Here is a 20921-nt window from a genome sequence, read left to right on the forward strand (position 1 = left end):
GACCGGGCGGCGGGGTCCGCGGCGGCGCCCCGGGCCCCGGGGTGCCGGGGCGGTCCCCCAGCACCCCGGAGCGGCCCGGCCGGTACAGTGGGCCGGGTCGTCATCAAGCGCGCATGAGGGGAAGCCGGTGGAAGTCCGGCGCTGACCCGCAACCGTCACAGTCGGACTGCCTCACCCGCGCCCATGATCGGCTCAGGACCGTCGAGGCATACGGAGCCGGAGCCGCCCGGTGCCCCCGCGTGCCGTGCCGCCCGGCTCCCCGCAGGGAGAGGCACCCGCCCCACCATGAACATTCGCCGTAGCGCCGCGCTCGTCGCCGCGACCGTCGTGATCGGCGCCGCCGTGGCCCCGGCCGCCGCCGCGGACAGCGCCTCCCCCTCCCCGAAGGTCGTCGTGCCGAGCGGCCTGTACGGCAGCACCGACCCCACGTACGACGGTGTCTGGCGCCAGTCCCTGGCGTTCGTGGCGCAGGACACCGTGGGCGTGCACCCGGCGAAGAAGGCCGTGGACTGGCTGACCGGGCAGCAGTGCGCGGACGGCGGTTTCGCCGCGTTCCGCGCCGACCCGTCCGCGGCGTGCGACGCGAAGACGCCGGTCGACAGCAACAGCACCGCCGCCGCCGTGCAGGCCCTCGCCGCGGTCGGCGGCCACGACGCCCAGGTCGACAAGGGCGTCGCGTGGCTGAAGAAGAACCAGAACAAGGACGGCGGCTGGGGCTACAACCCGGGCGGCGCCAGCGACGGGAACTCCACCTCGGTCGCCATCGGCGCGCTGGCCGCCGCCGGGGAGAAGCCCGCGGACGTGAAGGCCGCTTCCGGCAAGACCCCGCTCGACGCCCTCGCCGCGCTCGCCCTGCCCTGCTCCGACGGCAAGAACGGCGGCGCCCTCGCCTACCAGCCCGACAAGAAGGGCAAGCTCGCGGCGAACGCGGACGCCACCGCCGCCGGTGTCCTCGGCGCGCTCGGCACCGGCTTCGCGCCCAACAAGGGCGACGCCCCGGACGCGTACACCTGCGCGAGCACCAAGGGCACGGACGCGGACGGCCTCGCCCACAACGGCGCCGTCTACCTCCAGAACCAGCTCTCCACCCACCTGTACCTGACGTCGCAGCTGGCCGGCGCCGAGGACCAGCCCGACTACGGGAACACCGCCGACGCGATCACCTCGGTCGCCGCGGCCGAGGGCATCAAGTACACGAAGGACCCGTACGCCTGGCTGGAGAAGAACGCCGGGGCCTGGGCGAAGCAGTCGGGCCCGGCCGCCTACGCCCAGCTGATCTTCGCGGCGCACGCGACCGGCAACGACCCGCGCGACTTCGGCGGCAGCGACCTGGTGAGCGCCCTGAACAAGACCGGCCCGGAGCCGGCCTCCGCCGCGTCCTCCTCGTCCGACAGCGACAAGAAGAAGGACGACGACAGCAACGACGGCGGCGGGCTCGGCACCTGGTGGATCGTCGGCGTCATGTTCGTCGCCGCCGTCGGCGTCGGCTTCATGCTGAGCGGCCGCAAGAAGCAGCAGCCGTGACCCGCGTCCGCGCTCTCGGCCCCGTGCTCGCCGTCCTCGGCGCGCTCGCGGTCCTGCTCGGCGCCGCCGTCGCCCCGGCGCAGGCCGCCGGGTACCGGTACTGGTCGTTCTGGGAGCGGGACGGCGGTGCGTGGACGTACGCGACCATGGGCCCCTCGCAGACGACGCCGTCGGACGGCGCCGTGCAGGGGTTCCGGTTCGCGGTGAGCGCGGACTCGAAGGACGCCACGCAGCCGCGCGGCGCCACCGGCTTCGACACCATCTGCGCCGGCACCCCGGCGAAGGACGGCGCCAAGCGGGTCGCGCTCGTCATCGACTTCGGCACGGTCGCGGACGCGCCGGGCGGCGAGACGCCGCCGAAGCCGCGCACCGCGTGCGCGCGGGTCGACGAGGACGCGACGACGGCCGACGCGCTCGCCTTGGTCGCGAAGCCGCTGCGCTACGACAGCAACGCGCTGCTGTGCGCCATCTCCGGCTACCCGAGGACGGGGTGCGGCGAGCAGGTCGCGGGCGGCGGCACCGACACGGCGTCGCCCGCCGCGACGGAGCCCTCCGACGCGAGCGGTTCGGGCGGTTCGAGCGGCTCCGGCGGGCCGTCCGTCGGCGTCATCGCCGGTGTCGCGATCGTCGCCGCGCTCGGCGTCGGCGCGATCTGGCAGGCCAAGCGCCGTCGCCACTGACGCCATGACCCGTCGTACGTTGCGCGCCCCCCGGGCCCACCGTTCCAACGCCCTGCACCCGGGCGCCTGGTGGGTCTGGGCCCTCGGCCTGGGCACCGCCGCGTCCCGCACCACGAACCCGCTGCTGCTCGCGCTGCTCATCGGTGTCGCCGGATACGTGGTGGCGGCCCGGCGCACCGAGGCGCCGTGGGCGCGGTCGTACGGGGCGTTCGTGAAGCTGGGGCTCGCGGTGATCGGCATCCGTCTCGTCTTCGCCGTCGTCCTGGGGTCGCCGATCCCCGGCAGCCATCTGCTCGTGACGCTGCCCGAGGTGCCGCTGCCGGACTGGGCGCAGGGCGTCAGGATCGGCGGCCGGGTCACGCTCGAAGGGCTGGTCTTCGCGCTCTACGACGGCCTGAAGCTGGCGACCCTCCTCATCTGCGTCGGCGCGGCGAACGCGCTCGCCTCCCCGTCCCGGCTCCTCAAGTCACTGCCGGGCGCGCTGTACGAGGCGGGGGTCGCGGTCGTCGTGGCGATGACGTTCGCCCCGAACCTGATCGCCGACGTGCGCAGGCTGCGGGCGGCCCGCCGGCTGCGCGGCCGCCCGGACAGCGGGCTGCGCGGGCTGCTCCAGGTCGGGCTGCCGGTCCTGGAGGGCGCGCTGGAGCGTTCGGTGGCGCTGGCGGCGGCGATGGACGCGCGCGGCTACGGCCGCACCGCCGAGGTCCCGCCGCTCGTCCGCCGGGCGACGGCCGTCTGCACGCTCGGCGGTCTCATCGGGGTGTGCGCGGGAACGTACGGGCTGCTCGCCGCGTCCGGCGCGGGCTACGGCCTTCCGGTGCTGCTCGCCGGGGTCGCCGCCGCGCTCGCCGGGCTGTGGCTCGGCGGGCGGCGCTCGGTCCGCACCCGCTACCGGCCCGACGTGTGGGGCGTACGGGCCTGGCTGGTCGCCCTGTCCGGGGTGGCGGCCGCGGCCGTGATGATCTGGAGCGGCACCCGGGACCCGGCGGCGCTGCAACCGCCGGTCGTCCCGCTCACCGTGCCGACGCTGCCGCTGTGGCCTGCGGCCGCCGTCCTCCTCGGCCTCCTCCCGGCCTTCGTGGCCCCGGCGCCGCCGAACCCCCCGACCACCGAGCCGACGGAGGCCCACCCGTGATCCGCTTCGAGGATGTCTCCGTCACGTACGACGAGGCGCCCGCGCCCACCGTCCGCTCGATCGAACTCCACGTCCCCGAGGGCGAGTTGATGCTGCTCGCCGGTCCTTCCGGGGTCGGCAAGTCGACGCTGCTCGGAGCGGTCAGCGGGCTCGTGCCGCACTTCACCGGCGGCACCCTGGCCGGACGGGTCACCGTGGCGGGCCGCGACACCCGTACGCACAAGCCGCGCGAACTCGCCGACGTCGTCGGCACGGTCGGCCAGGACCCGCTCTCGCACTTCGTGACGGACACCGTCGAGGACGAGCTCGCGTACGGGATGGAGTCGCTGGGCATCCCGGCGCCGGTGATGCGCCGGCGCGTGGAGGAGACCCTCGACCTGCTCGGCCTCGCGGACCTGCGCGACCGCCCCATCGCCACGCTCTCCGGCGGCCAGCAGCAGCGGGTGGCGATCGGTTCGGTCCTCACCCCGCACCCCCGGGTCCTGATCCTGGACGAGCCGACGTCCGCGCTCGACCCGGCCGCGGCGGAGGAGGTCCTCGCCGTGCTCCAGCGCCTCGTCCACGACCTCGGCACGACCGTCCTCATGGCCGAGCACCGCCTGGAGCGGGTCGTCCAGTACGCGGACCAGGTCGCGCTGCTGCCGGGGCCGGGCGAGCCGCTGCTGGTCGGCGCCCCGGCGGAGGTGATGGCCGTGTCCCCGGTCTACCCGCCGGTCGTGGGGCTCGGCCGCCTGGCGGGCTGGCACCCTCTCCCTGACGGTCCGCAACGCGCGCCGCGCGGCGGGCCCGCTGAAGGAGCGCCTGGACGCGAGCCACGTACCGGCCGGTGACGATCAAGGCCCGCCGGCGGTCGAGGAGCGGGCCCCGGATGGGAGCCCCGTGGCGGTGACCTCCCGGCTCGGCGTCCGCCGGGGCCGTGTCGAGGCCCTGCGCCATGTCGACCTGGCCGTCGCCCCCGGCGAGATCATCGCCCTGATGGGCCGCAACGGCGCCGGCAAGTCCACCCTGCTCTCCACCCTGGTGGGCCTGGTCAAACCCACCACGGGCTCCGCCGAGGTCGGCGGCGCCGCCCCCCACCGCACAGCGCCCCGCGACCTGATCCGCAAGGTGGGCCTGGTCCCCCAGGAACCCCGGGACCTGCTCTGCGCGGACACCGTGGCGGCCGAGTGCGCGGCGGCCGACAAGGACGCGGACGCGGCCCCCGGCACCTGCCGCACCCTGCTCGACGGCCTGATCCCGGGCATCCCCGACACCACCCACCCCCGCGACCTCTCCGAGGGCCAGCGCCTCACTCTGGCCCTCGCGATCGTCCTCACGGCGGCGCCGCCGCTGCTGCTCCTGGACGAGCCGACGCGCGGCCTCGACTACGCGGCCAAGGGGCGCCTCGTCGAGATCCTGCGGGACCTGTCCGCCCGGGGCCACGCGATCGTGATGGCCACCCACGACGTCGAACTCGCCGCCGAGCTGACCCACCGGGTCGCGATCCTGGCGGACGGCGAGATCGTGGCGGACGGCCCGACCCCGGACATCGTCACGTCGTCGCCGTCCTTCGCCCCGCAGGTGGCGAAGATCCTGGCCCCGCGGCGGTGGCTCACCGTCGCCCAGGTGGAAGAGGCCCTGGCGTGACCCTCAAGCCCTTCCGACGCCCGGACAAGCCCTTCCGGCGCCCGGCCGCCGGGGTCCCCGGCGAGGTCCCGCTCCGGCGCGACCGCCAGGCCGCCCCCGTCCGTCTGGGCCCACGCTCGATCGCGGCCCTCCTCCTGGTCAGCGCCGTCGGTGTCGTCGCCATCGGCTGGCCGCTGATCACCGGCCCCGGCTCCCAGGTCAACGCGCACGCCCAGGACGCGCCCTGGCTGTTCGCCGCGCTCCTCGTCCTGCTCGTGGCCGTCGTCGCCGCGACGATCTCCGAGTCGGGGCTCGGGCCCAAGGCGGTCGCCATGCTCGGGGTCCTCGCGGCGGCGGGCGCGGCGCTGCGCCCGATCGGCGCGGGCACGGCCGGTATCGAGCCGATGTTCTTCCTGATGGTGCTGAGCGGCCGGGTCCTCGGCCCCGGCTTCGGCTTCGTCCTCGGCTCCCTGAGCATGTTCGCGTCCGCGCTGCTCACCGGAGGCGTCGGCCCGTGGATGCCGTTCCAGATGCTGTCCATGGGCTGGTTCACGATGGGCGCGGGCCTGCTGCCCGGCCCGCACTCCCTGCGCGGCCTGCCCGAGCGCGTCATGCTCGCCGCCTACGGGTTCGTCGCCGCCTTCGCGTACGGCACGATCATGAACCTGGCGGGCTGGCCGTTCATGAACGCCCTCGCCTCGTCCGTGGCGTACCAGCCGGACGCCGCCCTGCACGAGAACCTGGCCCGCTTCCTCGCGTACTGCCTGGCCACCTCGCTCGGCTGGGATCTGGGGCGGGCGGCGCTCACCGTGGTGCTGACCCTGACCGTCGGCGGCGCCGTCCTGAAGGCGCTGCGCCGGGCCACGCGGCGGGCCGCCTTCGAGGCCCAGGTCACATTCGACGGGTCCTGAGGGGTCGCGCGGGGTGAAGCGCCCCACATGACGGAGGTCACCTCCTATCCCGGATCGTAGCTCCATTTTGTCTTTCTTTGACCGAGAGCACCCTGTTTGACCTGGGCCATGAGACCCGGAACACAAAAAGGGCACATGCCGCACTTACGACTTCCACTAGCAAAGGGGGTCTTTGCCGGATACCGGGACGGCCTGTTTCTCTGGAGCCGTCGCCGAGCGCCACGGCCCCTCGCCACGGAGCTCGCGGCCCCCCGGCCCCCCGGTCCCCCACGGAAGGTTCCGCCTTGTCCGCCACGCTCCTCCGCCGCATCGCAGGCCCGAAGAAGGCCATCGCCGGCGTCACCCTCGCGGCCGCCACGACCGGCATGATCTTCGCGTCGGCCCCGGCCCAGGCCGCGCCGGCCTCCGCCAAGGCGATCGCCCAGCAGAAGCTCTCGGACTCCGCGCAGTTCTCGTGCTTCGACAACATCGTGTCCCGCGAGAGCGGCTGGGACGCGAACGCCACGAACGCCTCCACCGGTGCGTACGGTCTCGTGCAGGCGCTGCCCGCCAACAAGATGGCGTCCGCCGGTTCGGACTGGAAGACCAACCCGGAGACGCAGATCGAGTGGGGCGTGAACTACATGAACGAGCGCTACGGCAGCGCCTGTGGCGCCTGGGCGCACTGGCAGGCCAACGGCTGGTACTGACCGGCCCCGCCCGGACGCCGGGGCCGCCCCCTCCGACGCCCGAGCCGTTCCAGCCCCACACAGGCGCTACAGCCCCCACAGGCGCCACAACCCCACAGCCGCTACAGCCGCTACAGCCGCTACAGCCGCTGGATGATCGTCCCGGTGGCCAGCGCCCCGCCCGCGCACATCGTGATGAGCGCGAACTCCTTGTCCCTGCGCTCCAGTTCGTGGAGCGCGGTGGTGATGAGCCGGGCCCCCGTCGCGCCCACCGGATGCCCGAGCGCGATCGCGCCGCCGTTCACGTTCACCTTCTCCAGGTCCTGCTCGAAGACCTGCGCCCAGCTCAGCACCACCGACGCGAACGCCTCGTTGATCTCGACGAGGTCGATGTCCTTGAGCGTCATCCCCGCCTTGCCGAGCACGGCCCGCGTCGCGTCGACCGGACCGTCCAGGTGGTAGTGCGGATCGGCGCCGACCAGCGCCTGGGCCACGATCCGGGCGCGCGGCTTCAGCTTGAGGGCGCGGGCCATGCGCTTGGACGCCCACATGATGGCGCAGGCGCCGTCGGATATCTGCGAGGAGTTGCCCGCCGTGTGCACGGCGGTCGGCATGACGGGCTTCAGCCCCGCGAGGCCCTCCATCGTCGTGTCGCGCAGCCCTTCGTCGCGGTCGACGAGCCGCCACATGCCCTGCCCGGCCGCCTGCTCCTCCTCGGTCGTCGGCACCTGCACGGCGAACGTCTCGCGCTTGAACCGCTCCTCGGCCCAGGCGATCGCCGCGCGCTCCTGCGAGATCAGACCGAGCGAGTCGACGTTCTCTCGGGTCAACTCCCGCCTGCGCGCGATGCGTTCGGCGGCCTCGAACTGGTTGGGCAGGTCCACGTTCCACTCGTCGGGGAACGGCTTGCCGGGCCCGTGCTTCGACCCGGACCCGAGCGGCACCCGTGACATCGCCTCGACACCGCAGCTGATCCCCACGTCGATGACGCCCGCCGCGATCATGTTGGCGGTCATGTGCGAGGCCTGCTGGGACGACCCGCACTGACAGTCCACGGTCGTCGCGGCGGTCTCGTACGGCAGGCCCATCGTGAGCCAGGCCGTGCGCGCCGGGTTCATGGACTGTTCGCCCGCGTGCGTGACGGTGCCGCCGACGATCTGCTCGACGCAGTCCGCGTGGATGCCGGTGCGGCCGAGCAGTTCCCGGTACGTCTCGCCCAGCAGGTAGGCGGGATGGAGATTGGCCAGCGCGCCGCCGCGCTTGCCGATCGGGGTACGTACGGCTTCGACGATGACGGGCTCGGCTGCCATGACGGTCGTCCTCTCCACGCTTCCCGGACCAACGACTCCTGCGAACCATGTACACGCGTCACCACGTAACTAGAACGTGTACCAGTTCTCCGTGCAGTCTCGGCGCGCTTACCCCCGGTACGCAAGGGGCGTGCAAGCACCACGCACGGAACCGACACACACGCGCCCCTTGCCAGTTCTAGAACCCGTTACTACCTTTCGAGCCAGAACTGACGGAGCGTCAGAACATCACGGGAGATGCCCATGCCGTGCCCCGCGCTGCCCGACGGGTTCGACTTCACCGACCCCGACCTGCTGCAAGACCGCATCCCTTACCCGGAGTTCGCCCAGCTCCGGCAGGCGGAGCCGGTCCGCTGGATCCCGCAGGAACCCGGCATCTCCGGCTTCGACGACGCGGGTTACTGGGCCGTGACCCGGCATGCGGACGTCAAGTACGTGTCCACGCACCCGGAGTTGTACTCCTCGAACACCAACACCGCCGTGATCCGCTTCAACTCCTCGATCCAGCGCGACCAGATCGAGGTCCAGAAGATGATCATGCTGAACATGGACCCGCCGGAACACACGCGCGTGCGCCAGATCGTGCAGCGCGGCTTCACGCCGCGCGCCATCCGCTCCCTGGAGGACAAGCTGCGCGCGCGGGCCCACGACATCGTGGCCACCGCCCTCCGGCAGGCGGGCCCCGACGGCTCGTTCGACTTCGTCACGAACGTCGCGGTCGAGCTGCCGCTCCAGGCCATCGCCGAGCTCATCGGCATCGAACAGGCCGACCGCTCCCGGGTCTTCGACTGGTCCAACAAGATGGTCGCGTACGACGATCCGGAGTACGCGATCACCGAGGAGATCGGCGCCGAGGCCGCGATGGAGATCGTCGGCTACGCGATGAACCTCGCGGCCGAGCGCAAGCAGTGTCCGGCGAAGGACATCGTCAGCCGGCTGGTCGCGGCCGAGGACGAGGGGAACCTGTCCTCCGACGAGTTCGGCTTCTTCGTGATCCTGCTCGCCGTCGCCGGCAACGAGACGACGCGCAACGCGATCACGCACGGCATGCACGCCTTCCTCACCCACCCCGACCAGTGGGAGCTCTACAAGCGGACCCGCCCGAGCACCACCGCCGAGGAGATCGTGCGCTGGGCGACCCCGGTCGTCTCCTTCCAGCGCACCGCCACCCAGGACACGGAACTCGGCGGCCAGAAGATCCGCGAGGGCGACCGGGTCGGCCTCTTCTACTCGTCCGCCAACCACGACCCGGAGGTCTTCACCGACCCCGACTCCTTCGACATCACCCGGGACCCCAACCCGCACCTCGGCTTCGGCGGCGGCGGACCGCACTTCTGCCTCGGCAAGTCCCTCGCCGTCCTGGAGATCGACCTCATCTTCAACGCGATCGCCGACGCGCTGCCCGACCTGCGCCTGACGGGCGACCCGCGCCGGCTGCGGGCGGCCTGGCTGAATGGCGTCAAGGAACTGAGGGTCTCCGCCGGCCGCTGAACATTTCCGTCGCCGTGCGCGTCTTCGTCCGTGGAAACCCTGGAACCCAGGGAACACGCCCACCCGAAGACGTGACGGAACGGACCCGGACCCGTGGCCACGGTCGACCTGCCCCTCCCGCGCCGGCGCCCCGCGCTCGCCGAGCACCACCGCGTGCCCCTGCTCGCCGTCCTGCCCACGCTGCCGCTGTACGTCGTGTGGGCGCTGTTCCTCGCGACCGGCGGCGGCGATCTCGCGGCCCAGCAGGCCTGGGCCCGGTTCGCCGCCGACCACGGGGCTTCGGCGTACAACCTGTTCTGGTACGGCGGCATGCACACCGCCAACTACTCCCTCATCTCCCCTTACCTGATGGCCGAGTTGGGGGTGCGCCCGGTCACCGTGGCGTCCGGGATCGCGGCGGCCTGGCTCGGTGCGGTCCTCGTCGTGCGCAGTGGTGTCGCCCGCCCGCTCGGGCCCGCCGCGCTGCTCTCCCTGGCCCTGTGGTGCAACGTGGCGTCGGGCCGCACCACCTTCGCGCTCGGCGTCGCGTTCGGGCTCGGCGCGTGCGTGGCGCTGACGGGACGGCGCGGGCCGGCGCTCGCGGCCTGCTGCGCCGCGCTCGCCACGATGGCGTCCCCGGTGGCCGGGCTGTTCCTGGCCGTGTTCGGAGCGGCCCGGCTCGCCGTACGGGACGGGGCCCGCGCCGCGTGTCTGCTCGTGCCGCCCGCCGTGGTCGTGGGCGCGACGACGCTCCTCTTCCCCTTCAAGGGCGAGCAGTTGATGCCGCTCGACCGGATCTGGCCGCCGGTGCTCTTCGCGCTGGTCCTGGTGGCGGCGGGACCGCGGGAGTGGCGGGTGGCCCGTTGGGCGGCGGCCGTGTACGCGGCCGGCATCGTCCTGGCGTATCTGATCCCCTCCCCGTCGGCACGAACGCCGAGCGGCTCGCCGAACTCGCCGCGCCCGCGGTGCTGTGGGCGGCCGCCCGCACCCCGGGCCTGCGCCGCGCGCGGACCGTGGCCCTCACGGTCGCCCTCGTGCTGTCCTCAGCCTGGGTGGCGCAGAAGACGGCGGACGACCTCAAGGTGTCGACGGCGGTGCCCGCGTGGGCGTCCGAGACCAGCGGTGTCGTCAAGGAGTTGAGGCGGCTGCGCGCCGACCGCACCCGCGTCGAGGTGATCCCGGCCCGCAACCACCGCGAGGCCGCCGCGCTCGCCCCGTACGTGAACATGGCGCGTGGCTGGAACCGGCAGCTCGACATCGAGCGCGGGCGGCTGTTCTACGACGGGACGTTCTCGGCGGCGACGTACCGGGCGTGGCTCGACCGGTGGGCGGTCGGCTTCGTCGTCCTGCCGGAGGGGAAACCGGACGGGTTCGCCGAGCAGGAGGCGGCGTTCGTACGGAGCGGGCCCGCGTATCTGGTGCCGGTGTGGCGCGACGCGCACTGGCGCGTGTACCGGGTGCGGGGCGCGGTGCCGCTGGTGTCCGCGCCCGCGTCCGTGGTCAGCTCGGACGGGGCGCGGGTCACGGTCCGCTTCTCGCGGGCGGGCTCGGCGACGCTGCGGGTGGCGTACTCGCCGTGGCTGAAGGCGGAGGACGGCTGCCTGGCGGTGCGCGAGCGGCCGGACGACGAGTTCACCGAGCTGGTGGCGCCTGCGGCCGGGACGTATCGGATCGGCTCGGACTGGGAACCGCCCGCGTCGCCGCCGGCCACGCCGTGCGCGCCCGGGGTCCCTGGAGCGCGTACGTGATGAGGAAGCCGAGGCCGACGACGGTCGCGCCGCCCGCCGCGTCGAGGATCCAGTGGTTGCCGGTCGCGACGATCGCGGAGACCGTGCACAGGGGGTGGATCAGGCCCAGCGCCTTGACCCACCAGCGCCGCGCGAGGACCACGATCACGATGCCGCACCACAGGGACCAGCCGAAGTGCAGCGAGGGCATCGCCGCGTACTGGTTGGTGAGTTGGGTGAGCGTGCCGTAGTTGGGCTTCGAGAAGTCCTGGACGCCGTGGACCGTGTCGATGAAGCCGAGGTCGGGCATCAGGCGCGGCGGTGCGAGCGGGTACGCCCAGAAGCCGACGAGGGCGAGCAGTGTCGCGAAGCCGAGGGCCGAGCGGGCCCAGCGGTACTCGGCGGGACGGCGGACGTACATCAGCCCGAGCAGGCTCAGCGGCACCACGAAGTGGAACGACGTGTAGTAGAAGTTGAAGAAGTCCTTCAGCCAGGAGGCGTGCAGGACGACCGCGTGGTTGACCGCGTGCTCGATGTCGAGGTGCAGGAACTTCTCGATCGAGTGGATCTGGTGGCCGTGCGCCTCGGCGGTGGCCCGCCCGCCCGAGATCGAGCCGCCCGTCGCCGCGAGCCGCACCTGCTGGTACGCGGAGTAGCCGACGCGGATGAGGAGCAGTTCCAGGATCAGGTTCGGCCGGGTCAGCACGCGCCGCCAGACCGGGACGAGCGGGACACGCTTCCAGCGGGCGGGGACCGGCTCGGCGTAGTCCGTCGGGATCGGCGTGCCGTAGAGCGGAGACGTACGGGACAGGAACGGGACGACGCAGGCGGCGGCGAGGGCCGCGATCAGCACGACGTTGTCCCGGATCGGCTCCAGGAACGGCATGTTCGGCAGCATCATCTTCGACGGCAGCGTCAGCGCGAGCACGACGAGGACGGGCCACATGTAGCGGTCGGAGGCACGCTTGCCGACCCGGCCGACGACGGCGAGCAGCACCCACAGGAGCTGGTGCTGCCAGGTGGTCGGGGACACGGCGACGGCGACGCAGCCGGTGAGGGCGACGGCGAGGAGCAGCTGTCCGTCGCGGGCGTAGCCGACCGCGCGGCGCAGGCCGAGCACGGCGACGGCGACGCCCAGGGCCAGGAAGAGGCCGATCTCCAGGGGCCCCTCGAGGCCGAAGCGGAGCAGCATGCCGTGCAGGGACTGGTTGGCGTTGGCGGCGGGCGCGGTGCTCAGCCCGGCGCCCGCCAGGTGGTGCACCCAGTACGTCCACGAGTCGTGCGGCATCGCGACCCAGGCGAGGGCCGTCGCGGCGGCGAACGTGACGGCCGAGGACACCGCGGCGCGTCCGCGTCCCGTGAACCAGAGGAGCGGCGCGAACAGCATCACCGTCGGTTGCAGCGCCGCGGCCACGCCGATCAGGACCCCGGACGCCTTCTCGCCGCGGACGACGAAGCAGCCGAGCAGGACGAGGAGGACGGGGATGATGCTGGTCTGCCCGGTCGTGAACGCGTTGCGCACCGGCAGCGACAGCATGAGCAGGCTGATCGCGACGGGCGCGGCGAGCATGGACGTACGGCGGGCGACGGGCTGCGGCAGGGCCCGCGCGACGACCAGGCCGAGCGCCACGACGAGGGCGAGCGAGCCGAACGTCCAGCCCCAGCCGAGCGCCTGCTCGGCCGCGCGGGAGAGGGGTTTGAGGACGAGCCCCGCGAAAGGTGTGCCGGTGAAGCGGTCGGGCAGGTCGTACAGCGATCCCCGTACGTGGAGTACGCCGCCGGGCCCGATCCAGGTCTCCAGATCGGTGAGCCGTTCACCCCGTGGAGTGCTCAGGACGACCACGAGTTGACGTACCGCGAGCACGGCGGCGACCAGCCACAGGCCGGCGCGCACCGCCTCCAGGCGTCCCGTCGCCGGTCCCCTGTGCTCCACATTCGCCACGTGCCGTCGGCCTCCCGCCCCTGTCGGGCTCCGGTGATGCCCCGTTCGCCCCTGGGTGTTCCCAGCGGTTCGCACCACCCCCGGGTTGAGACGCAGGCAACCTGTTCTTCACCTGCCTGTCCACCCGGTTTTGACCGGAAAGATGGCGTCCTGGCCGATTTCGTTGCCCACCGCACGGGTCGGTTCCGCGACATAACTCACAGAAAGATCCCTTTACGGCGCGCGAACAGCCGGACGTTTCTCCAGGCCGGAGGCGGTTTCCGCACGCTGTGCGGTGGAGCGAACACTACCCGTTACGACGGATCGCGCCCCTATGGTCCTTTTCGGGCCGTTCCGTGTGAGCGTCCCGTGGGCCTGTCCTCGGACGGGCCCTTGCCCTTGTCCCCGATGAAAGGCAGGCGAGCGGACCCTTGGCCGGCGCCACGACCATCGCACCGAGTACCACCAGGCTCTACGCTCCGGCGAAGAGCCGCGGCTCAACCCCTTCCGACGCCACCGTCACCGACCCGTCCCTCGTGAAGAGGGCCGTCAAGGCGGCGGCGCTCGGCAATGCGATGGAGTGGTTCGACTTCGGTGTCTACGGCTACCTGACCGCGACGCTGGGCCACGTCTTCTTCCCGACGGCGTCCAGCACGGCGCAGGTCCTGTCCACGCTCGGCACCTTCGCCGCCGCGTTCCTCGTGCGCCCCATCGGCGGTGCCTTCTTCGGCCCGCTCGGCGACCGCATCGGCCGGCAGCGGGTCCTCGCCATCACCATGATCATGATGGCGGCGGGTACGTTCGCGATCGGCCTGATCCCGTCGTACAACGCGATCGGCGTGTGGGCGCCGGTCCTGCTGATCGTGGCCCGCATGGTGCAGGGCTTCTCGACGGGCGGTGAGTACGGCGGCGCGTGCACGTTCATCGCCGAGTACGCGCCCGACAAGCGCCGCGGTTTCTTCGGCAGCTTCCTGGAGCTCGGCACGCTCATCGGTTACGTGGCGGGCGCGGGCCTCGCGACGGCCCTCACGACGCTGATGTCCTCCGGCGACCTGTACGGCTGGGGCTGGCGCATCCCGTTCCTGATCGCGGGCCCGATCGGCCTGGTGGGTCTCTATGTACGGATGAAGCTGGAGGAGACCCCGGCGTTCCAGAAGCTCGCCGAGGAGGCCGAGGCGAAGCAGAAGGAGCAGCCGAAGCCGAAGCTGCGCGACATGTTCGCGGGCAAGGGCGCGGCCCACGCGATGCTGCTGTGCATCGCCCTGGTCCTCGTCTTCAACGTCACCGACTACATGCTCCTCTCCTACATGCCGACCTTCCTGAGCGAGGAGCTCGGTTACGACGCCACGCACGGCACGCTGATCCTCATCGGCGTGATGCTCCTGATGATGGCCGTGCAGATCCCGATGGGCGCGGCCAACGACCGCTTCGGTCACCGCAAGGTGATCGGCGGCGCGTGCGCGGGCTTCGTCCTGCTCTCCGTCCCCGCGGTGCTGCTGATCCGCGAGGGCTCGACGTGGGCGATCGCTCTCGGCCTCGCGGCGCTCGGCCTGCTCCTGGTCGGCTTCACGTCGTCGATGCCGTCGGCGCTGCCCGCCCTGTTCCCGACGAAGGTCCGCTACGGCTCCCTGTCGGTCGGCTTCAACCTCTCGGTCTCCCTGTTCGGCGGCACGACCCCGCTGGTGGCGGCGGCCCTGATCGCCGCGACGGGCAACCTCATGATCCCGGCGTACTACATGATGGCCGCGGCTCTGATCGGTGGCATCGCGGCATGGCGCATGCGCGAGTCGGCGGGCCGCCCGCTCCCCGGGTCGCCGCCGGCGATCTGAGCCGAGCGCCCCGCCAGGGGCGCGGAGAACCGCGCGGCCAGCACGACGAAAGCCGCGGACGCACACGCTCGGCGACCGAGCGACCGCGTCCGCGGCTTTCGGGTCAACGGGCCCCGGCAGCTACTGCCCCACCCGCCCGTCCACGCACTCGCGCAGCAGATCCGCGTGGCCGCAGTGCCGCGCGTACTCCTCCACCATGTGCAGCAGCAGCTCGCGCAGCGAGATCGGGTCGTCCCCCGTCGCGCTCATCGCGCCCAGGTCCTCGACCCCCTCCACGTACTTCTCCGCGAACGCGATCTCCTCCCGCCACAGGCGGAACGCCTCCTCCACCACGGCCGGATCGCCCACGGCCCCGTCCCAGTCCGCGTCCCGTCGCTCCGGCGTACGGAAGAGGTCCGGCACATGGAGGCCCGCGTGGATCCTGCGGAACCAGACGCGCTCGACGCGGGCCATGTGCCGCACGATCCCCAGCAGCGACATCGTCGACGGCGGCACGGAACGCCGGGCGAGCTCCTGCGCGTCGAGGCCCGCGCACTTCATCTCCAGCGTCAGGCGGTAGTCGCGCAGATAGCCGACGAGCGTGGCCCGCTCCCCGACGAAACCGCCCTCCGAGCGCGGGTCGTCCTCGGGCGTGACGAACATGTTGGACCAGGCGAACTGCCGTACGGGTTCAGTCATTTCACGAGGATCCAGCAGCGGGCCCACCGGCCGCCACACAATTCCGTAACACCAGGAACCACACCCGCCCCCGCCTCCGTCGCTCCGCACATGACCACACCGGCGGCACCGCTCACCACCCGCGCCAGGGCCCTCCTGGTCGCCCTGGCCCTGATCGCGTTCCAGATCGCCTGGATCGCCGCGCCCGCCTACGCGTGCGGCTGCGGCGCGATGGTGCCGCGCGAGGGGCAGCGGATCAGTGTCGGGCAGGAGACGTCGGTGGTGCGCTGGGACGGCCGCACCGAGCAGATCGTGATGCGGCTCTCGGTGAGCGGCGACGGCCGGGACGTCGCCTGGATCATGCCCGTACCGCACCGCGCGAGCGTCGAGCTCGGCGACCGCGAGCTGTTCTCGGCCCTCGATCGCGCGACCGCGCCCGAGTGGCGCACCCGCCACTACTTCTGGCCGCGCGACGGCGACTGGCCCTTCGACGGTTCCTCGGGCGACGGCGCCGCCGCGAAGGCCCCGGGCGCCACCGCCGACGCGGGCGTGAACGTCGTGGGCCGCGAGACCCTCGGCCCCTTCGACGTCGCCCGCCTCACCGCCACCGACCCGGACGACCTAGCGAACTGGCTGAAGAAGAACGGCTTCCGGCTGCCGAGCCGCCTGGACCGGGCGCTGCGGCCGTACGTCGACCAGGGCTGGGAGTACGTCGCGATCCGCCTCGCACCGAAGGAGGACGGAGCGACCCTCGGCGGCCGGCTCGACCCGCTGCACCTCACGTTCGCCGCCGACCGCCTCGTCTACCCGATGCGCCTGTCCCGACTGGCGAGCGATCCGCAGCACGTGAGCCTGTACGTGCTCTCCGGTCACCGCATGGAGACCCGGTCGCGGATCGGCGGGTCCGCACCGCGGGTCACGTACGCGGGCGAGATCACCGACACCACGGGCCCGCTCGCCCGACTGGCGGGCGACAGCAGGTACTTGACCGCTCTCACCCAGGACTTCCCCGACCCGTCCGCGATCGACGGCGACCACGAGCTGAACCGCGCCGCGCACGACACCCCGTACCGCACGGTCCGCTACGAGAACGAGCTGCTCACGGTCGGCCCCGGCCTCCCGGTGTGGTTCCTGACGGTGCTCGCCGTCGCGGCCGCGGTGCTCGTCGCGGCCCTCCTGGCCGTGCGTGGCCACCGCCGCCGCACCGTCCTTCCGCCTGCCCCCGTCGCGGTCCCGCCGCGCCTACGCTGACGGTATGACCACGCATCCCGAGCACCGGCAGCCCGGTTCCGCGGCCGCCGTCGACGCCTACCTCAGCGGGCTGCTCGCCCCCGCCGACGAGGCGCTCGCCGCCGCCCTCGCCGACAGCGACGCCGCGGGCCTGCCCAGCATCAGCGTCTCCCCCACCAACGGAAAACTGCTGCACCTCATCGCCCGCGTCCAGGGCGCGCGCCGCGTCCTGGAGATCGGCACGCTCGGCGGCTACAGCACCATCTGGCTGGCCCGCGCACTGCCGGCCGACGGCACCCTGATCACGCTGGAGTACAGCCCTCGGCACGCCGAGGTCGCCCGCGCCAACCTCGCGCGGGCGGGCCTGGACAAGGTCGTCGAGGTACGGGTCGGCGCGGCCCTCGACTCCCTGCCGGCGCTCGCGGAGGAACGACCCGACCCCTTCGATCTGGTCTTCATCGACGCCGACAAGGTCAACAACCCGCACTACGTGGAGTGGGCGGTGAAGCTGACCCGGCCGGGCTCGGTCATCGTCGTCGACAACGTGGTGCGCGGCGGCCGGGTCGTCGACGCCACGAGCACCGAACCCGACGTCACCGGCACCCGCGCCGCCCTCCAACTCCTCGCGGACCACCCGGCGTTGGACGCCACGGCGATCCAGACGGTGGGCGCGAAGGGCCACGACGGCTTCGCCCTGGCCTACGTACGGGGCTGAGGTCCGCCCGGTCCGCGCGGCTCAACTCTCGTGGTAGAAGCCCACGTTGACGCTGCGCGGTCCGCCCCGGTCGAGGACGACGATCTCGCCGGAGCCATCGCGCGGCAGCTCGGCGACGCCGCCGTACGGGAGCGGCTGCCCAGGGCCGCCCTGCTGCCCGTACCGCACCCGCACCTCCGAGGCCGGGTCGTCCTGCGAGCCGCGCAGCCAGAACACGCTCCAGTCGCCGTCGGGCCCGCAGCGGAACTCCAGGTGCACGCGCGAGACGAACAGCCAGTCGTCCGGAGTCACCAGCCGGCAGACGCTCGCGTCGCGGCCCACCCGCAGCACGGCCCCCGGCTCGTTCGGCGCCTCGGCCATCAGCATTCCGGCGGTGGCCCCCGCGTCGGATCCGGCCATCGTTGCCATCGTCAGTTCGAGCACGGCCGCATCATAAGACCGCCGGGCGGCCTGGTGGACAATGAATCCATGACCGAACGGAAACCTCCCGGCGTGAGCTTCGAGTCGTTCGTCGACAAGCAGATCCGCGACGCCGAGCGCCGCGGCGACTTCGACGCGCTGCCCGGAGCGGGCAAACCCCTCGACTCCGTGGCCGACACCGCGTACGACGAGAACTGGTGGATCAAGCAGAAGATGGCCCGCGAGGGCTTCTCCGTGCTGCCGCCGTCCCTGGCCCTGCGCAAAGAGGCCGAGGACGCCCTGGAGGCGGCGGCCAAGGCGCCGTCCGAGCGGATCGTGCGCCGCATCATGACCGAGATCAACGACAAGATCCGCGACATGATGTTCAAGCCCCCGCCCGGCCCGCCGCTCGGCCTGAAGCCGTACGACGTCGAGGAGATCGTCCGGCGGTGGCGGGAGGCGCACGGCGACTGACACGGCGGCTGGGGCAGGATGGGCGCATGAGCATCGTGAAGATCAACGTCCTGAACGTCCCGGCCGAGCAGCGCGAGGTCCTGGAGAAGCGGTTCGCCTCGCGAGCCGGCGCCGTCGAGAACTCCGACGGCTTCGAGTGGTTCGAGCTGCTGCGTCCCGTCGAGGGCACCGACGACTACCTCGTGTACACCCGGTGGCGCGACGAGGCGTCGTTCCAGGCGTGGATGGAGGGCCCGATGAAGGCGGCCCACCAGGGCGGCGGCGACCGTCCGAAGCCCGCCGCGAGCGGGTCGTCGGTGTGGTCGTTCGAGGTCGTGCAGCAGGCGGCGCCCAAGAGCGCCTGACGCCTCTCAGGAGGCGGGGGCCGGGCTCGTGCGGAAGCGGAGCCGGTACTCCGTCGGTGTCGTGTCCAGCCTGCGGCGGAACGCGCGGATCAGGGTGTCCGTCGTGCCGAACCCGCAGACGGACGCGATGCGTTCGAGGGTCGCGTCGGTGGATTCGAGGTACCGGCGCGCCGTCTCGACGCGGGCCGACTCGACGTAGACGCTCGGCGTCGTACCGAGTTCGGTCTTGAAGATCCGGGTGACCTGGCGCTCGCTGACGTGCGCGTACGCGGCGAGGTCGGCGACCGTGAGCGGCTCGGCGATGTGGCGCGTGATGTGGTGGCGCAGGTCCTCCACGCGCCGCGTCGTGGAGACCGGCTCCAGCGGCACGCTGAACTGGCTCTGGCCGCTCGGCCGCTTCAGGTACATCACCAGCTGCCGGGCCACCCGCAGCGCGAGTTCCTCGCCGAAGTCCTCCGCGACCAGTGCCAGGGACAGGTCGAGGCAGGCGCTGATCCCCGCCCCCGTCCACACGTCTCCCTCGCGGATGAAGATCGGGTCGGCGTCGACCTCGACCGCCGGGTGGTCGGCGGCGAGCTGCTGCGCGGTCGACCAGTGCGTGGTGGCGCGCTTGCCGTCGAGCAGCCCGGCGGCGGCGAGGAGATGCGCGCCGACGCACACGGACGTGACCCGGCGGCTGCGGCCCGCGAGGTCCCTGACCCGGCCGACGACCGCGGGGTCGGCGAGGGCCTGCACGCGGCGCTTCCCGTCCCCCTCGACCGTCATCTCGACGGAGCCGGGCACCAGGAGGGTGTCGATGCCGAGGCCGGCCAGCTCGTCAAAGGTGGCGTCGGGCAGGACGCGGACACCCGCGGCGGTGGTGACGGGGTCCATGGTCTCGGCGGCGAGGACGACCCGGTAGGCGGACGCGTCGTCGGTCTCGCGGCGTACGAGCGCGAACACCTCGGGGGGTCCGGTCACGTCGAGGAGGTCGACGCCGTCGAAGAGGACGATGACGACACGGCGCTCGACGGGCGTGGCGGGCTCGACGGGTGCGGTGGGGTCGACGGGTACGGCGGTGCTCATGCGCTGCTCCTGCGGCTCTGCCCCTGACGGCGATGTCCGGATCTGCATGTTAGGCGACATTGCCGACACGCGGGGACCGGTCCTAGCGTGGACGACGCAGCTGCTCGCACCCGAACCCGTACGAAAACCCGAGGTGGAACCCCATGTCTACGACGACCCTGCGCACGCTCAACGGCTTCGACGAGACGCCCGCGTCGCTCGCCGACGCGACCCTGGTCCTGGTCGACTACCAGAACACCTACACCCGTGGCGTGATGGAGCTGAACGGCTGGCGGGAGGCTCTCGACGCGGCGGCGGAGCTGCTCGGCCGGGCCCGCGCGGCCGGCGCGACCGTCATCCACGTGATCAACGACGGCGGCGCGGGCACCCCCTACGACATCCGCGAGGAGATCGGGCAGATCCACCCGAGCGTGGCCCCGGTCGACGGTGAGGCCGTCGTCGTGAAGACGGTGCCGAACAGCTTCGTCGACACCGACCTGGGCGACCGCGTCGACGCCGCGGGACACAAGGACGTCGTGGTCGTCGGCTTCATGACGCATATGTGCGTGCTGGCCACGACGCAGGGCGCCTTCCTGCGCGGCAACCGGCCGACCGTCGTCGCCGACGCGTGCGCGACCCGCGCGCTCGACTGGGAGGCGGGCAGTGAGCTGCCCGCCTCCCAGATCCACCAGGGTGCCCTCGCGACGGTCCGCGACCTCTACGGAGTGGTCGTGCCCTCCGGAAAGTCGCTGGCCTGAGCCGCTCAGCCCGTCACAGCTTGAGCAGCCGCTCCGCCGTCTCCCGGTAGTCGCGCAGCGCGATCCGCAGCTGCTCGGTGTCGTCCGTCGACTCCTGCCACGACGTGCGCAGGGTGCGACGGCGGCCCGCGAGTGTCTCGGCGAGGCGGGCCGTCAGGTCCTCCAGGACGTGGTCGGCCTCCTCGACGGCGGCCCGGGGGCCGTCGACGAACCCGGTGACGGCGTGCCGCAGCCGGCCTTCCAGCTCGGCGCGCGCCTCGGTCGGGACGATCTCGGAGCGTGCGCCGGAGGCGTGCTTGGCCCCGGACGCGGATCCGGACGTGGCCGCGAAGGTCTCCGTGTGCGTCGGCGTGTGCACGGGTGGGGCGGCGGCCGCGCCGTCGGGTCCGTGGCCCAGGTCCGCCATGCGCTCCTGACGCTCCTGGCGTTCCTGGTCCGACGGGCGCTCCAGGCGCTCCGTGTGCCCCTTCGTCGGACCCGGTCCGATACCGCCCTCACGTGCCCTGTCGATGTCGGTCAT

Annotated in this window: 18 protein-coding genes, 2 pseudogenes and 1 riboswitch; of the genes and pseudogenes, 14 read left to right on the forward strand and 6 right to left on the reverse strand. The window is 72.6% G+C overall.

Features of this window, described 5'->3' with window-relative positions:
* Positions 1-106: 106 nt before the first annotated feature.
* Positions 107-180: riboswitch (adenosylcobalamin-variant (AdoCbl-variant) riboswitch) on the forward strand.
* 105 nt (positions 181-285) lie between these two features.
* The 6 genes and pseudogenes from V2W30_RS12165 to V2W30_RS12190 all read left to right on the forward strand — a co-directional run bounded on the left by V2W30_RS12165 (position 286) and on the right by V2W30_RS12190 (position 6544).
* Positions 286-1524, forward strand: a complete 1239-nt coding sequence (locus tag V2W30_RS12165) for a prenyltransferase/squalene oxidase repeat-containing protein (protein ID WP_338696065.1) — start codon at positions 286-288, stop codon at positions 1522-1524.
* Positions 1521-2204, forward strand: coding sequence for an SCO2322 family protein (locus tag V2W30_RS12170; protein WP_338696067.1), 684 nt, complete (start codon positions 1521-1523; stop codon positions 2202-2204). The genes V2W30_RS12165 and V2W30_RS12170 overlap by 4 nt, the downstream gene beginning before the upstream one ends.
* A gap of 4 nt (positions 2205-2208) precedes the next feature.
* On the forward strand, positions 2209-3339 hold the full coding sequence (locus V2W30_RS12175) for an energy-coupling factor transporter transmembrane component T (protein WP_338696069.1): 1131 nt from the start codon (positions 2209-2211) through the stop codon (positions 3337-3339).
* Positions 3336-4965, forward strand: a pseudogene (locus V2W30_RS12180) (ABC transporter ATP-binding protein). The gene V2W30_RS12175 and the pseudogene V2W30_RS12180 overlap by 4 nt, the downstream one beginning before the upstream one ends.
* A gap of 104 nt (positions 4966-5069) precedes the next feature.
* A complete protein-coding gene (locus tag V2W30_RS12185; protein WP_338703574.1) occupies positions 5070-5855 on the forward strand; it encodes an ECF transporter S component in 786 nt (261 codons plus the stop codon).
* A gap of 284 nt (positions 5856-6139) precedes the next feature.
* Entirely contained in the window at positions 6140-6544 is a 405-nt protein-coding gene (locus tag V2W30_RS12190) for a transglycosylase SLT domain-containing protein (RefSeq protein WP_338696071.1), read from the forward strand.
* 119 nt (positions 6545-6663) lie between these two features.
* Here V2W30_RS12190 and V2W30_RS12195 read toward each other — a convergent pair whose 3' ends face one another.
* A complete protein-coding gene (locus tag V2W30_RS12195) occupies positions 6664-7833 on the reverse strand; it encodes a steroid 3-ketoacyl-CoA thiolase (RefSeq protein WP_338696073.1) in 1170 nt (389 codons plus the stop codon).
* A 243-nt stretch (positions 7834-8076) separates the two neighbouring features.
* On the opposite strand from V2W30_RS12195, the gene V2W30_RS12200 reads away from it, so the two are divergent.
* Positions 8077-9324, forward strand: coding sequence for a cytochrome P450 (locus V2W30_RS12200; protein WP_338696075.1), 1248 nt, complete (start codon positions 8077-8079; stop codon positions 9322-9324).
* 93 nt (positions 9325-9417) lie between these two features.
* A pseudogene (locus tag V2W30_RS12205) lies at positions 9418-11051 on the forward strand (hypothetical protein).
* On the opposite strand, the gene V2W30_RS12210 reads toward V2W30_RS12205, so the two are convergent.
* The gene (locus V2W30_RS12210) at positions 10936-12972 is read right to left on the reverse strand and encodes a bifunctional glycosyltransferase 87/phosphatase PAP2 family protein (protein ID WP_338696077.1); all 2037 of its coding nucleotides are present in this window, start codon (positions 12970-12972) and stop codon (positions 10936-10938) included. The pseudogene V2W30_RS12205 and the gene V2W30_RS12210 sit on opposite strands and share 116 nt — an antisense overlap.
* Positions 12973-13400: 428 nt before the next feature.
* On the opposite strand from V2W30_RS12210, the gene V2W30_RS12215 reads away from it, so the two are divergent.
* On the forward strand, positions 13401-14780 hold the full coding sequence (locus V2W30_RS12215; protein WP_338703575.1) for an MFS transporter: 1380 nt from the start codon (positions 13401-13403) through the stop codon (positions 14778-14780).
* Positions 14781-14900: 120 nt separating this feature from the next.
* Here V2W30_RS12215 and V2W30_RS12220 read toward each other — a convergent pair whose 3' ends face one another.
* The gene (locus V2W30_RS12220; RefSeq protein ID WP_338696079.1) at positions 14901-15458 is read right to left on the reverse strand and encodes a DinB family protein; all 558 of its coding nucleotides are present in this window, start codon (positions 15456-15458) and stop codon (positions 14901-14903) included.
* A 90-nt stretch (positions 15459-15548) separates the two neighbouring features.
* Here V2W30_RS12220 and V2W30_RS12225 point away from each other — a divergent pair, with 90 nt between their 5' ends.
* The gene (locus V2W30_RS12225) at positions 15549-16688 is read left to right on the forward strand and encodes a DUF2330 domain-containing protein (protein ID WP_338696080.1); all 1140 of its coding nucleotides are present in this window, start codon (positions 15549-15551) and stop codon (positions 16686-16688) included.
* 4 nt (positions 16689-16692) lie between these two features.
* Positions 16693-17382: an O-methyltransferase gene (locus V2W30_RS12230; protein WP_338696082.1), complete on the forward strand. Its 690-nt coding sequence runs from the start codon at positions 16693-16695 to the stop codon at positions 17380-17382.
* 21 nt (positions 17383-17403) lie between these two features.
* Here V2W30_RS12230 and V2W30_RS12235 read toward each other — a convergent pair whose 3' ends face one another.
* Complete coding sequence (locus V2W30_RS12235) at positions 17404-17805, reverse strand: hypothetical protein (protein ID WP_338696083.1); 402 nt, start codon at positions 17803-17805, stop codon at positions 17404-17406.
* A gap of 45 nt (positions 17806-17850) precedes the next feature.
* Here V2W30_RS12235 and V2W30_RS12240 point away from each other — a divergent pair, with 45 nt between their 5' ends.
* Positions 17851-18255 carry a DUF1992 domain-containing protein gene (locus V2W30_RS12240; RefSeq protein ID WP_338696084.1) on the forward strand — a complete coding sequence of 135 codons (405 nt, stop codon included), beginning with the start codon at positions 17851-17853 and terminating at the stop codon, positions 18253-18255.
* A gap of 26 nt (positions 18256-18281) precedes the next feature.
* Entirely contained in the window at positions 18282-18599 is a 318-nt protein-coding gene (locus V2W30_RS12245) for an antibiotic biosynthesis monooxygenase (protein ID WP_338696086.1), read from the forward strand.
* A 6-nt stretch (positions 18600-18605) separates the two neighbouring features.
* On the opposite strand, the gene V2W30_RS12250 is transcribed toward V2W30_RS12245, so the two are convergent.
* On the reverse strand, positions 18606-19664 hold the full coding sequence (locus V2W30_RS12250) for a GlxA family transcriptional regulator (RefSeq protein WP_338696088.1): 1059 nt from the start codon (positions 19662-19664) through the stop codon (positions 18606-18608).
* A gap of 143 nt (positions 19665-19807) precedes the next feature.
* On the opposite strand from V2W30_RS12250, the gene V2W30_RS12255 reads away from it, so the two are divergent.
* Positions 19808-20401 carry a cysteine hydrolase family protein gene (locus tag V2W30_RS12255; protein WP_338696090.1) on the forward strand — a complete coding sequence of 198 codons (594 nt, stop codon included), beginning with the start codon at positions 19808-19810 and terminating at the stop codon, positions 20399-20401.
* 13 nt (positions 20402-20414) lie between these two features.
* On the opposite strand, the gene V2W30_RS12260 is transcribed toward V2W30_RS12255, so the two are convergent.
* Positions 20415-20921, reverse strand: a complete 507-nt coding sequence (locus V2W30_RS12260) for a hypothetical protein (RefSeq protein WP_338696092.1) — start codon at positions 20919-20921, stop codon at positions 20415-20417.

Source organism: Streptomyces sp. Q6, from assembly GCF_036967205.1.
Classification (GTDB): Bacteria; Actinomycetota; Actinomycetes; order Streptomycetales; family Streptomycetaceae; genus Streptomyces; species Streptomyces citrinus.